This window comes from Marinicellulosiphila megalodicopiae (assembly GCF_045862395.1).
GTDB classification, from domain to species: Bacteria; Pseudomonadota; Gammaproteobacteria; order Pseudomonadales; family Natronospirillaceae; genus Marinicellulosiphila; species Marinicellulosiphila megalodicopiae.
On record NZ_AP023087.1, the window covers coordinates 2,878,823 to 2,893,321 of the forward strand.

12 protein-coding genes are annotated in these 14,499 nt (G+C 36.6%); 4 read left to right on the forward strand and 8 right to left on the reverse strand.

Annotation, left to right across the window (positions count from 1 at the left end):
- Positions 1-320: 320 nt before the first annotated feature.
- Together TYM08_RS12405 and TYM08_RS12410 are read left to right on the forward strand one after the other, a co-directional pair.
- Positions 321-1,355, forward strand: a complete 1,035-nt coding sequence (locus tag TYM08_RS12405; RefSeq protein WP_422379462.1) for a hypothetical protein — start codon at positions 321-323, stop codon at positions 1,353-1,355.
- Between the two features lie 88 nt (positions 1,356-1,443).
- Positions 1,444-2,151: a DUF1223 domain-containing protein gene (locus TYM08_RS12410; RefSeq protein ID WP_422379463.1), complete on the forward strand. Its 708-nt coding sequence runs from the start codon at positions 1,444-1,446 to the stop codon at positions 2,149-2,151.
- Positions 2,152-2,220: 69 nt separating this feature from the next.
- On the opposite strand, the gene purF is transcribed toward TYM08_RS12410, so the two are convergent.
- The 8 genes from purF to TYM08_RS12450 form a co-directional block, all read right to left on the reverse strand.
- Positions 2,221-3,747: an amidophosphoribosyltransferase gene (gene purF, locus TYM08_RS12415; RefSeq protein WP_422379464.1), complete on the reverse strand. Its 1,527-nt coding sequence runs from the start codon at positions 3,745-3,747 to the stop codon at positions 2,221-2,223.
- An 81-nt stretch (positions 3,748-3,828) separates the two neighbouring features.
- The gene (locus tag TYM08_RS12420) at positions 3,829-4,326 is read right to left on the reverse strand and encodes a CvpA family protein (RefSeq protein ID WP_422379465.1); all 498 of its coding nucleotides are present in this window, start codon (positions 4,324-4,326) and stop codon (positions 3,829-3,831) included.
- Between the two features lie 8 nt (positions 4,327-4,334).
- Positions 4,335-4,907 (reverse strand): SPOR domain-containing protein, encoded by a 573-nt coding sequence (locus TYM08_RS12425; RefSeq protein ID WP_422379466.1) that lies wholly within the window; start codon positions 4,905-4,907, stop codon positions 4,335-4,337.
- Positions 4,907-6,175 (reverse strand): bifunctional folylpolyglutamate synthase/dihydrofolate synthase, encoded by a 1,269-nt coding sequence (locus TYM08_RS12430; RefSeq protein WP_422379467.1) that lies wholly within the window; start codon positions 6,173-6,175, stop codon positions 4,907-4,909. The genes TYM08_RS12425 and TYM08_RS12430 overlap by 1 nt, the downstream gene beginning before the upstream one ends.
- A 21-nt stretch (positions 6,176-6,196) precedes the next feature.
- On the reverse strand, positions 6,197-7,060 hold the full coding sequence (accD, locus tag TYM08_RS12435; protein ID WP_422379468.1) for an acetyl-CoA carboxylase, carboxyltransferase subunit beta: 864 nt from the start codon (positions 7,058-7,060) through the stop codon (positions 6,197-6,199).
- 14 nt (positions 7,061-7,074) lie between these two features.
- A complete protein-coding gene (gene trpA, locus TYM08_RS12440) occupies positions 7,075-7,893 on the reverse strand; it encodes a tryptophan synthase subunit alpha (protein WP_422379469.1) in 819 nt (272 codons plus the stop codon).
- 2 nt (positions 7,894-7,895) lie between these two features.
- Positions 7,896-9,104, reverse strand: a complete 1,209-nt coding sequence (gene trpB / locus TYM08_RS12445; RefSeq protein ID WP_422379470.1) for a tryptophan synthase subunit beta — start codon at positions 9,102-9,104, stop codon at positions 7,896-7,898.
- Positions 9,097-9,723: a phosphoribosylanthranilate isomerase gene (locus TYM08_RS12450; protein ID WP_422379471.1), complete on the reverse strand. Its 627-nt coding sequence runs from the start codon at positions 9,721-9,723 to the stop codon at positions 9,097-9,099. Before TYM08_RS12450 ends, trpB begins: the two co-directional genes overlap by 8 nt.
- 240 nt (positions 9,724-9,963) lie before the next feature.
- Between TYM08_RS12450 and TYM08_RS12455 the strand changes: the two genes are divergently transcribed.
- The gene (locus TYM08_RS12455) at positions 9,964-11,883 is read left to right on the forward strand and encodes an acyltransferase family protein (protein ID WP_422379472.1); all 1,920 of its coding nucleotides are present in this window, start codon (positions 9,964-9,966) and stop codon (positions 11,881-11,883) included.
- 258 nt (positions 11,884-12,141) lie between these two features.
- Complete coding sequence (locus TYM08_RS12460) at positions 12,142-14,499, forward strand: Lon protease family protein (RefSeq protein ID WP_422379473.1); 2,358 nt, start codon at positions 12,142-12,144, stop codon at positions 14,497-14,499.

The following is a 14,499-nucleotide window of genomic DNA, read 5'->3' on the forward strand; positions in this document are numbered from 1 at the left end:
TTAAAAAAAGGCGTGTTAAAAAAAGGGCGGACTATAGAGTTTTAAGGGCGTTTTGTCGAGTTATTTACTGTAAATCCAGACATTAGAATCATAATTTCACGTTTAACGGTAAAGGTGCATTTTTCAAATATCCTATACTTAAATTTTACTATAACGATTGATTTATAGAATTTACTAAGAATTCATTTTTTCTGATCTATTGCGTGTATGAACAAACACAATGCATATTATGCTATGATTACGACTTAATTTTTAATGACTTAAATTAAATAGGTGATTGTGTATTTAATCGCCCCCATCATTAATATTGGAACAGTTAAATGAAGATTGAAATCATCACATCTAATCACAATCAAATAAATGAAAATGATTTTGGCTCACAATTAGTGTGTGAGGATGTAGAAAAAGCAATAAAAGCAATGGGCTACACAGTTAGGATCTCCCAATGTAATACGCATCACGACTTACAAAGTGTTGTCCAACGCCGACCTGACTTAGTGGTTTTAACCGCTAAATCCATTCTAATCGAAAGTAATGAAATATTCTTTGCACAATACTTTGCTGATCACCATATTATTTTTACAGGTTCTGACAAACAAGCATTAAATTTTGATACAGATAAAGCGCTTGCAAAACAGCATCTGGCTAAACTTGGAATAAATACGGCACATTTTTTTACTGCGCTGCCGAATCAATTTTCAAATGAAACGCAACTTCCTTTTGGCTTTCCTTTATTTGTCAAACCATTAGGTGAAGCTGACGGCAAAGGAATCGACCACCAATCTGTTGTAAAAAACTTTGCAGAATACCAATTTAAAGTGTCTGCTTTATATGAAAAATTTAAGCAACCTATTTTGGTTGAAGAGTTTTTAAATGGACGAGAATTTACAGTATCTGTGATTAAAGATGATTTGGGTAAAATGATTTTGTCGGCAATTGAATTAATTCCACAGATCACTGAAGGTTCTGTAAGAATTTTAGGTGATTCGTCCATGATTTATAACACTGAGTTAAAAAAAATATCCGACGAAAAAGAAATACATGGGATCAAAGCCCTTGCTGCATCTTCATTTGAAGGATTAGGCGCCTGTGGTTTTGGGCGCATTGATATAAAAATGGACGCTTCAGGTAAATGCTATTTTATGGAAGCGAATTTAATACCTGGCATGAACCGACATACAAGTTTTTTCCCAAGAGCCTGTTTAATGGATAATGATTTATCATACGAAGATGTAATTAAACACATGATCAGTGAAACCATTTGTCGAGCTCGAACCCATAAAAATTTAAATAATTTATTCGATTCGTTAAAAGAAGGCATCAATATTCACGATGACAAGCTTTCACCAAATTAATTTTAAAATCAACATTCAATTAACAGAACTACAAATGTAATAACTTTCAACTTGTGAACTCTAATGTAAAAAATGAGGGCATAAAGCCATGAGATCACTCCCATTAATACTAGTTTTATTCATCAGCTTTAATTGTTTTTCTAAAACCATATTTGAAAGTGGCACACAAAAAACCCAACTCTTGCAGCTATTCACATCTGAAGGTTGCTCAAGTTGTCCACTCGCTGACAAATGGCTATCAACACAAAAATCCAACCCAGAATTATTTAAAAGCTTTATCCCTATGGCATTTCATGTGGATTACTGGGATCGACTGGGCTGGAAAGACACCTATTCTCAATCCAAATTTACAGATCGACAACGATTATTAAAATCCCAAGGGTTAATTAAATCCGTTTATACCCCAGGTATTATTTTTGAAGACAAAGAATTCAGACAATGGTTTAAAGGAAATGGAACAATCACAACCACTAATCAAGCAGCTAAAAAGTTAATGGCTACGATTGAGAACGATGTATTAATTGTAAATTACGACAGTGACCAAACGGACTTAGTGGTCAATATAGCCTATTTAAAAATGAATGAAGTGGTTGATATTAATCGCGGAGAAAATTCTGGCAAACAGTTAAAGCATGATTTTGTTGTTCTTGAAATGATGCAAGTGCGTTATAAGAAAAACACCCCCATCATCTTAGACTTTTTAACAGAGGGCAAAAATAAAGATACCGCTCTATCTATTTGGATCACTAAAGATAATCGCCTAGAAAATTTACAAGCCGTTGGCGGGTATTTGTAAAACTATATATTTGAAACAAAAAAAACCGAACTGACGTTCGGTTTTTTTAATACCACTAAAAAACTTTAATTATTCAGTGCTATTGTCGTTATGGATCGCCATCATACCATCATAACTAGCATCCAATTTTTTCTTTTTATTGCCATCAGCACGATTTAATTCTAACTGTGCAAAGTAAGCTTCATCTACATCGCCTGTAATGTATTTACCATTAAATACCGAGCAATCAAATTCTTGAGCAGTATTGCCATCTACCTGTACACAACTAATCAGATCTTCTAGATCTTGATAAACCAACCAATCGCATCCTATGACTTCTTCGATTTCTTTTTCAGTTTTGCCATGTGCAATTAACTCAGAGGCACTTGGCATATCAATACCATAAACATTTGGATAACGCACAGCGGGTGCCGCAGAGGCAAAGAATACTTTTTTCGCACCAGCATCACGTGCCATTTGAATAATTTCTTGGCAGGTTGTACCGCGTACAATGGAGTCATCCACTAACAAAACGTTTTTACCTTTAAACTCTAAACCAATTGGATTCAGTTTTTGTTTAACGGATTTTTTACGTAATTGCTGACCCGGCATAATAAATGTACGACCGATATAACGATTTTTGATAAAACCTTCACGGTATTTCACCCCTAAACGATTTGCCAACTGAAGAGCAGACGTACGAGATGTATCTGGAATTGGCATCACCACGTCAATTTCATGTTCTGGGCGCAATTTTAAAATTTTATCAGCTAATGTTTCGCCCATTCTTAAACGCGCTTTATAAACAGAAATACCATCAATAATTGAATCAGGTCGTGCAAAATACACATGTTCGAAAATACAAGGACGCAATGAAGCGAATTTTGCGCATACTTTTGAATGCAAAATACCTTTATTATCTACGTACATCGCCTCACCTGGATCAAGCTCGCGCACTCGCTTAAAACCTAACGCATCTAACGCCACTGACTCAGAGGCAAACATATATTCTGTTTTACCTTCTTGATTTTTTCGCTCACCATATACAATTGGACGAATACCAAAACAATCACGAAACGCGACCATACCGTGACTTGAAATCATCGCTACGACTGCGTATGCGCCACGACAACGATTATGAACACCAGTCACCGCAGCAAATATATCTTCTTCATTTGGCTGTAATTTACCTTGAACTTGCAGTTCATGAGCAAATACATTTAATAAAACTTCAGAATCCGATGTGGTATTAGTATGACGTAAGTCAGATTGATACAACGATTTTGATAAACCGTGTGCGTTGGTTAAGTTACCATTATGTGCTAATACAATCCCGTATGGCGAGTTAACATAAAAAGGCTGACTTTCTGCAGAGCTTGACGTGCCTGCTGTAGGATAACGAACATGAGCAATACCCATGTTTCCCGCTAAACGAGTCATGTGTCTAGTACGAAATACGTCCTTTACTAGTCCGTTACTTTTACGTAAAAAGAAGTCTCCATCTTTTTCAGTAACGATACCCGCAGCGTCTTGGCCGCGATGTTGTAGGACGGTTAATGCATCATAAAGAGATTGATTAACTGGAGAATAAGCAAAAATGCCAGCAATACCACACATAAGTTAAGCTCGTTTAAAATTAATAAGATTACAGGATTGCTGCAATACATTTGTGAAACGAAAAATCAGATTTTCTGATTTCTAGAATTGTTTTATAGTTTCAGGGTTGGCGGTTAAGTCTTTCACTAATTGCCCAGCCATTTCTATTATTGGATCAAAATATGGAACAAGCTGTGAATTTGCCCAAATATCATCCAGTGCAAAGATGCGACCTATTGATAAAACCACCACCACCAAAATTAGGCCGCGCAGTATACCAAAGATCATACCCAAAACTCTATCTAAACCGCTTAATCCTGTCATACGAATAAATTCATTGACCAAATGATTAAACAACGCGAAACACACTAATGTCCCACCAAATAAAACAGTAAAGGATAAACCTACTCGCCACTGCGGTGACTCAATGACATTCACTAAAAGTGATGAAAGCTCGTCAACAAACATTCTTGACACAACTAAGGCGACAACCCAACCCAGTAAAGACAAGGCCTCTTTAACAAAACCACGTTTAATTGAAATAACAGCGGAGATGCCAACTACGACAAACATCAACCAATCTATCCAAATAAGTTGCATATCACCCTCTATTTAACTTGATATTTCATGACCCAAGGACTTTTGACATCGACTTCTTTTTCTAATTTTTTTGCCATGTCATTTGCATCTTCTTTACTAGCAATGGGCCCCACTAAAATTTGAATCAAAGCGCTGCCACTTTTAGTGAATCCTGTTTTACTATAAACGTGATACCCTTTTGCACGTAATTGATCACGTAAGGCAAACGCCCCTTCTTCTTTTGAAAAGCTGCCCACTTGAATAGCATAGGCTTGTAGCATATCCCCTTCAAAATCTACGGTTCGATCTTTAATCTGTGTTTGACCTTCGGTTTTAGTTTCTTTAATTCGAGCTTGGTCGTTTGCAACTTCGGATAAATCGACTGGATTGGATTCAGAAATAACCGATAAATCGGGAATTGAGATACTGCGATCTTCATTTTTTTGCAAAGAAGAAACATCAGGCTGAGCTGGAATAACGGGGATATTGGTAACACGCTCTGGAATGCGTCCGGAGCCATCTAAAATTTGCGGAAGCACAACACCTGCAAAAATCACGATTACTAATGCTCCAACCAAACGCTTACGAAATCCAGCATCCATTATGTTGTTTCCTCGTTTATGTTTTGCTCTAACACTTCAAACGCTAATCCACAGGTTATAAAGGATCCGCAAATAAGCACAGACTGAACATGCATGTTATCAATTTTATTGAGTGCATCTTGAACCGAATTCGCAGTGATGCAAGGTTTATCAATATATTGTTTGAGCTTTTCTTTTTTGATTGCCCTGGGAAGAGGAAGATCCACGATTATAAAAGTTTTTGCTACATTTTTAAGGCTTTGAGTCACACTCATGACATCTTTATCTGCCATCATACCTAAAATACAAACATCCTGTTTAGGAATTTGTTGAGCAATAAATTCTGCAGCATGAGCATTATGACCCACATCAATGGTATAGGTAACGTCATTTTTAATGATTTCAGTCAATCGCCCCGCCAACTTCCACTGTGATAGAACAGCTTTCATTTGTTCTATATCACAATTAAAACCCGCTAAAAACCAAGCACTCAGAGCACAACAAGCATTATTGATGGGTAATTTTGGTTTAATTAAATCCGTAAACTCTATGATTTGACCTTCTTTTTGAATGTGTATTTCAAAATGATTTTCATCCAATTCTTTCCAATGAAAATTCTTCGATGCGTTATATAGCAGTGGCATTGGATTAAAATAAGTATCTAATCGCTGTTCTAGATCAGCTGTAAATACATCTTGACCTAACACTAATGGTTTATTTGAACGACCAATTCCACATTTTTCAAAACGAATAACATCTAAGTCAGTACCTAGCCAATCGGCATGATCAAGTGCAATACTTGTCACAATACTGACATCAGCATCGATGCAATTACTGGCATCTAATCTACCACCTAAGCCTACTTCTATTAACCAAATATCTAAATTTAAATGCGCAAACAAATAAAAGGCCACCAATGTGGTGTATTCAAAATAGGTTAATGATATATCTCCCTTGGCTTGATAAACGGCCTTAAGCCCTTGAATTAATAATTCATCACTGACATTTTGATCATTAATGGCAATACGTTCATTAAAATCAATTAAGTGGGGGGACGTATATTTACCAACTGTCATATTTTGCTCTAATGCTAAGAGCTCTAACATTCTCAGTGTACTGCCTTTTCCGTTTGTACCAGCACAGGTAAATATTTTTTTAGGACGAGGTAATTTAAGGGATTCAAATACCTTTGAGATACGCGAAAGCCCAAGGTCTATTTCTTTTATATGAGCTTGCTCAAGAAAAGATAACCATTGGGCTTTCGTTGTGTAATTTAGAGGCGAATTCATAAATAGGCCGCTTATGCTAAATTACGCTGCATCTTGTTTCGTCAATTTGCGAATATTACGAGCAATAGTACTGGTCAAATCATGACGATGAACAATCATATCGATCGCACCATGCTCCAATAAAAATTCACTGCGCTGAAAACCTTCAGGTAATTTCGCCAAAATCGTTTGTTCGATTACACGAGGTCCAGCAAAACCAACACGAGCATTTGGTTCAGCAATATTAATATCACCTAATAATGATAAAGATGCTGAAACACCACCGTAACAAGGATCTACCATCACTGAAATATAAGGCGTACCTTGCTGTTTTAGCTTTTCAATAACCGCTGATGTTTTCGCCATTTGCATTAAAGAAAACAATCCTTCTTGCATGCGCGCGCCACCAGAAGTAGAAAAACAAATAAACGGTATGTTTTTTTCCAATGCAACAGTCGCAGCACGAGTGAATTTTTCACCCACAACCGCCCCCATAGAACCACCTTGGTGAGTAAAATCAAATGAAGCCACAACAACCGATGAGCCTTCTATTTGACCTTCAAAACAAATCATTGCGTCTTTTTCGCCTGTTAATTTCTGAGCTTTAGCAATGCGTTCTTTATATTTGATAACATCTTTAAATTTTAAACGATCAATTGGTTCAAGGTTTGCAGCAATTTCACTGCGACCTTCTTGATCTAAAAACAAATCTATACGACGGCGCGCATTAATAACCATATGATGTTGGCACTTAGGGCATACATCTTGGTTTTTTTCTAATTCAGGACGGTATAAAACCGCCGAACAACTCGAACATTTTTTCCACAACCCTTCAGGGATGTTACTCGAGTTTGAACTTGATTTACGGATAATGGATGGAACAATTCTATCTAACCAGCTACTCATTATAAAAATACCTACTATGAATCCATTTGATCGCGCATATTACCAAGAAGCTGAGCTAATTGGGAACCTATTTGCGCAGTTTCTGCGTTTTGGTTATCGGCAATAATGTTAACTAATGCCGATCCGACGATCACACCATCGCTAATTTTTGCAACTGCTTTAGCTGTTTCGCCATTTTTAATACCAAAACCAACCGCAATCGGCAAGCTAGTAAACTGTCTTAAGTTTGCCACTTTACCTGCTACTTCTTGCACATCTAATGCTTTAGAACCCGTCACACCTTTTAATGACACATAATAAACATAACCAGAAGAAGCTTCACAAATTATTTTTGCGCGCTCATTGGTAGTGGTTGGTGTTAGTAAAAAGATAGGATCTAATTGATTGGCTTTTAATGCTTCAGAATAACCACCCGTTTCTTCTGGTGGCATATCCACAGTTAAAATACCATCTACACCCGCCTGAGAGGCAAGTTGGGCAAATTTCTCATACCCCATCCACTCAATCGGATTTAAATATCCCATTAAAACAATGGGTGTCGTACTATTAGTTTTTCGAAAATCTTTAACAATCTCGAAAATTTTCATCAATGTTGTGCCGCTCAATAATGAGCGTTCATTTGCTAATTGAATAGATGGTCCATCTGCCATAGGATCAGAAAATGGGACACCCAATTCAATAATATCTGCACCCGCGCTTACTAAACTGTGCATTATAGGTAATGTTGCATCTAAATTTGGATCCCCTGCTGTCACAAATGGGATCAAAGCAGTTTTACCTTCAGTTTTTAATCGGGCAAAGGTTTGTTGAATACGTCCAGTAATTTGTCCCATAACTACACCTCTACTCCATCAATACCTGCAACTGTATGAATGTCTTTATCACCACGCCCAGATAGATTCACAATAATTGACTTACCTTTACCCATTTTTTTAGCTAATTTTTTAGCGTATGCAATGGCATGACTTGATTCTAAAGCGGGCATTATACCCTCAACCAAAGTTAATTCACGAAACGCATCTAATGCCTCAATGTCTGTTGCATCCACATAGTTAGCACGACCTAAATCTTTTAACCAAGAATGTTCAGGCCCTACACCTGGATAATCTAAACCAGCAGATACTGAATGTGTGCCTTGAATTTGACCGTCTTCGTCGGCCATTAAATACGTACGATTACCATGTAATACACCAGGGCGGCCCACTGATAAAGGCGCAGCATGTTCGCCAGTTTCAACACCGTGACCACCTGCTTCCACACCATAAATTTCTACTGAAGTGTCGTTTAAAAACTCATGGAACAAACCAATTGCGTTTGAACCACCACCCACACAGGCAACTAATGCGTCGGGTAATCCGCCCACTTGATCGGCAAATTGACGTTTCGCTTCACGCCCAATAATCGATTGAAAATCTCGCACTAATTCTGGGTAAGGTGCTGGACCTGCGGCAGTTCCAATAATGTAATATGTATTATCAACATTCGTTACCCAATCACGCATCGCTTCATTCATGGCATCTTTTAAGGTACGCGTACCTGATGTTACTGCAACGACTTGGGCACCTAGTAGCTTCATGCGATATACATTTAATGTTTGGCGAGCAATATCATCTGCCCCCATATACACCACACACTCAAGCCCTAAACGAGCAGCGACTGTAGCAGATGCGACACCGTGCTGACCTGCACCAGTTTCAGCAATAATACGAGGTTTACCCGTATATTTTGCCAATAACGCTTGACCGATTGTGTTGTTGATTTTATGTGCGCCAGTGTGATTTAAATCCTCACGTTTTAAATAAACATCTGCACCGCCCCATTTTTGAGATAGGCGTTCAGCAAAATATAAAGGCGATGGACGCCCTACATAATGCGCAAGATCCTTATCGAATTCTTTTTGAAATTCTGGATCGTTTTTTAATTTATTATACGTTTGCGTCAAATGATCTAACGCATACATTAAGGTTTCAGACGCAAACTGTCCGCCGAACTGACCAAAATGGCCCTTCGCGTCAGGTGCGTTTTTATAATCAAAATCACTCATAATTTGAGACTGCCTTAACTTGTTGTAAAAACTGTTTAATTTTAAGAGGATCTTTCACCCCTTTTGATTTTTCTACGCCACCACTGACATCTACTGCAAAAGGATGCACTTGATCAATGGCGTATTTGACATTTTCTGGAGTTAACCCACCAGCCAGTGCCCAAGGTTTTTCTAAATTACCAATTAAAGACCAATCAAAGGTTTGCCCTGTGCCTCCAGGAATCCCTGGTACATAGGCATCAAGTAACAACAATTTTGCATCATAAAACTCTTCTTGGATCGCAGCAAAATTGGTTTGATCATTCACTCTAATGGCTTTTATATAATTAACACCAAACTGACGACAAGCTTCACCTGATTCATCACCATGAAATTGCAGATAATTTACCTGGGTTTGCTTTAAGATTTGATCGATCACACTTGTTTGTTCATTCACAACAAGCGCCACAGTTGATACGAAGCCAGGCACGTTTCGGATGAGAGATTTTGCAACATTCATCTCAACATTACGTGGGCTTTTAGCATAAAACACAAACCCCAACGCATCCGCGCCAGCATTCACTGCTATTTGAATATCTTCTGGATTTTGCAGGCCACAGATTTTACTGCGTATCATCATGGGTATTTGCTACTCAATCAATTAAAAAATCAGCGATGATACCTGATTATTATCGGATTTTTAAGTTTAATTCATTTTGCCTAATGGAAATAAATCCAAGCAATCAAAACAAGAAAAAATACTGCATTAGAATTACTCTTTAAATGACGCAATTATAACGACTAATCGTATCAATTCACTCATATAAAGGGCTAATTGATTATGGTATGATTCTGCGTTTTTTATTATTTGATTTTTCATATGTCCAATTCTTTCTCATATCGTCCTGACATTGACGGCCTAAGGTCGATTGCAGTGCTGTTAGTTTTATTTTTCCACGCTAAATTCACAGCATTAAGTGGCGGATTTATTGGCGTTGACGTTTTTTTTGTCATCTCTGGATTTTTAATTAGCATCATCATATTTAAAGAAATAAATGAAAATCAGTTTTCATTTAAAACGTTTTATTTACGAAGAATCAAAAGACTTGCTCCTGCTTTAATTGCATTGCTTTTTTTAATCAGTATCCCTGCATATTTATTTTTGTTTCCTGTGGATTTTGAAAGATTCAGCCGAAATTTGATTCACTCTTATTTAACAACAAGCAATTTTTATCTTTGGCAAAATACCGGAGGTTACTTTTCAGCCAACACCGATTTGAATCCATTAATGCATACTTGGTCACTGGCCGTTGAAGAACAGTTTTATTTTGTTTGGCCAATTTTATTTATTCTTTTAAATAAAATAACCAAAGGACAATATTTAATTCAAATAATGGCAACATGCTTGATCGGATTAATAGCCTTATCAATCTATTTGGCGAATTTTTACTCACATTCTGCTTATTTTTTATTGCCTGCTCGCGCTTTTGAATTAATGATGGGAGCAATATTAGCGGTGTCATATCACAAATTACCCTCAATAAAACAAAACATAAATCACGCCATTTCCATTGCAGGGATATTACTCATTTTACTGCCTGCTTTTATCATCAATAAACAAAGTACCTTTCCTGGTCTTAACGCACTTTGGCCATGTTTAGGCACTGTTTTATTAATTATTTCAGGAAAAGACACCAATCAAAAAGGCGTCATCAACAGTGTCATTTCTCATAAATCACTAATAGGAATCGGTTTAATTTCCTATTCATTGTATTTATGGCATTGGCCAATATTTTCATTTGTACACTATCTAGGTCTAGAATTATCTGGAATCATTAGAATTGCAGCAATTATCCTATCTTTTGTGATTGCTTATTTATCTTGGCGCTTTATCGAACAACCTGTAAGACACCTAAATTTACCTACCTTCGCCAGCGCAATGAAAAAAATAATGCTGCCATCATTTATCGTTTTTACAACGATGTATCTTTTGATAGACGCCATGGAAGGATTCCCACATAGATTTAATAAACTGGAAGAATTCGATAAAAAAATAAATTTCCCAAGCACCGTTCGTCGTAAATGCCACGATGCGTTTTTAATAGAAAATATCGATCAATGCTGGCTAGGTGTGCAAAAAGAAAAAATCGACGGCATGTTGATTGGTGATTCATTTGCCAATCATAGCGCAGCTTTAATTGATGTTTTTGCCAAAGACGCAGGACTATTAATTCATGATTCGACCGCTGGAAGCAACCCAATACTTACCAGATTTAACAACCAAGGTAAGTTACAAAAAGATCCAGAGTATGCAATCAAACGATTAGAGGCGGCCTTAAAATACGAACACATCATCATTAGTGCAAACTGGAGTTTGTATTCAAATCCTAACGATCTGAACTACACAAGACTCATTCAAACCATTGAAGAAATTTCTAAACATAATAAAAAAATATCCGTAATCATTTCACTACCTGGCACTACAAAATTAAACTTACACAAGCTTAAATTAGCAAAAAGTGCAAAATTTGTGCTCTTTGATAATGACTTTGCCAAAATATCAAAAACTCAATATTGGGAAAGCCCACTAGCTACAGAATTTAAAAACAGATTCCCAAAGGTAAATTTCATCGATATGAAAGATGTGATGTGCCAAAACTCACTTTGCAACTTAACTCTAGATGGCACCATTTTATATCGAAACTTCAACCATCTTAACACCATAGGCGGCACATTAATTGGTGAAAAATACCTAAAAGAAATAGGTAACCCATTAATTTCGGCCAAATACTCGAAATAAAAACAAAGTACAGACAGGCAAGTTTAAATGCTTGCCTGTCTACTTAATTTAATCTACTTAATTTAGTCTACTTAATTTATAGCCTCTCAAATCCACATATACATTCATTTTTTTACACTTACTCTTTTAATCTCTACCTTGCAAAACCTGCCTTTGTCGCACTTTGAAGTATTTAGAAGTATTTTGTTGCATCACTTCCCTTCTCATTGTCTTGTATGCCATGTAAGATGCAAAAATACACTTTTTTTGGGATTCAATATGTCAACTCATTCTCATGCTAAAACACTTTTACCAAACCAATTAAAAGCCAATATCAGCTTAAAACACCTCAACATCGAAACATCAAATGAGCTTGATGGCCATTCAGATTTTTTAGGACAACCAAGAGCGAAGGAAGCTTTAGAATTTGGGATAAGCATGACCTCCCCTGGTTATAATTTATTTGTAATGGGTGATCCAGGTACAGGAAGGCAGTCCTTAGCGTCAAGTTATGTGAAACAAAAAGCAAAAAGTACAACATCTGTATCCGACATTTGTTTTGTGAATCATTTTGAAGAAACACGCGAACCATATTACTTAGACATTCCAGCGGGTATGGGACAAAAGTTACTTAAATCGATGAATGAGTTTATCGAAGAATTGCAAGACACCTTTCCTGCCGCATTTGAAAACCCAACTTACCAACGTAAACGCACTGCAATTGATCAAACATTTAATCAAAAATACGATATAGCTATTTCTGAAGTAGATAAAAAAGCAGGACAGTATGATGTTGCAGTCGTATCAGATGGCGGATCAATCTTATTATTACCCGTTGTAGAAGGCGTTGCTTTAGATGATACGACTTTTGCGCAACTAGACGAAGAGCTACGCAGTGAATTTCAATTACGCATTAATGAATTAGAAGCGTATTTAAACGAACAACTTTTAGAGTTACCAACTTGGAAGCGAGATTCATCTGAGCAATTAAGAGCTTTAAACAACGAAACCATATCTGTTGCAATCAAACCTTTAATTAAGCAACTAGAACGAGATTATCAAAATCAAATCCCCGTTTTAAAATATGTACGAGAGCTAAAAAACGCCTTACCTAAAATTATTATTGATTTATTTTCGGAAGATTCAGAAGCCAGCACAGAACACGAACGACGTACGGAATTAAAATCTACTTTATTACCAAATGTGATTGTACAAAATGATCCAGGTGAAGGTGTCCCTGTTATTTATGAAATGCTGCCTACTTACCAAAACCTATTTGGTCGTATTGAATACAACACCCAACAAGGCATACCTTTTACTAACTATCAGTTGATACGCTCAGGAGCGTTACATCGAGCAAATGGTGGTTATTTAATTTTAGATGCCGATAAATTACTGCAAGAACCTTTTGCATGGGATTCTTTAAAACTGGCATTAAAAACCAATTTGTTAAAAATGGAATCCCCATTTGAAAATGTCAGCTCTTATCATGCGGTATCTTTAAATCCTCAAAGCATTCCGTTAAATATTAAAATCATATTAATAGGTACAAGACAGCTATATTACCAATTATTAGATTGGGATTCGGAATTCACTGAATTGTTCAGAGTGTTAGTGGATTTTGATTCTACAATTGATAAAACAGAAACCAGCGTTGAAAACTTTATTTTACGTATCAAACAATATGCAGAATCAAAAGAATTCAAACCGATTACCCGTAAAGCACTTGAATTATTAATTGAATTTTCACTTCGTGAATCTGAACATCAATTTAAATTTAGCGGCCAAATTATTAATGTAATTAAGGTACTCTCTGAAGCTGAGTTTATTCGTAATAGCCAAGAAGATGAATTCATTCGTGGAAGACACATTCGCGCAGCATTGGCAGCTGCAGAACATCGCACTGGCAGAATATCAGAGCAACTTTTACAAGAAATCAAAGAAGGTACTATTTTAATTGATATTGAAGGTGAACGCATTGGCTGTGTAAATGGTTTAACGGTTATGGAATTAGGAGAATCACAATTTGGCTCTCCTGCTCGAATTACAGCGACAGTTTACGCAGGATCACAAGGTGTTGTCGATATTGAACGTGAAGCAGAATTAGGCCAAGCCATTCACTCTAAAGGTGTCTTGATCTTATCTGGATACTTAGGACAGAAATACGGTCGTAATTATCCGTTAGCATTGTCTGCAAATTTAGCAATGGAGCAATCATATGGTTATGTGGATGGTGATAGCGCGACAGTTGCAGAATCATGCGCGTTAATTTCGGCAATTGCTCAAATGCCATTACAACAAAAATACGCCATCACTGGATCAATGAATCAGTACGGACAAGTCCAAGCAGTTGGTGGCATTAATGCAAAAATTGAAGGGTATTTTAATGTATGTAAGTCCCGTTATTTAAATGGTCAAGCAGTTATTATTCCTAAAGATAATGAAAAACATTTGATGTTAAGCGACGAAGTTATTCAAGCATGTGAAGATGGGTTATTTCATATTTATTCGATTAGTCATGTTGAGCAAGCTTTGCAATTACTACTAAATGAAACGGAAGATAATATTTATGAACAGGTTTCTAGCTCTTTAAAAAGTATGAGCGATTTAGTATTAAACAAAGGAAAGAAAGGCTAA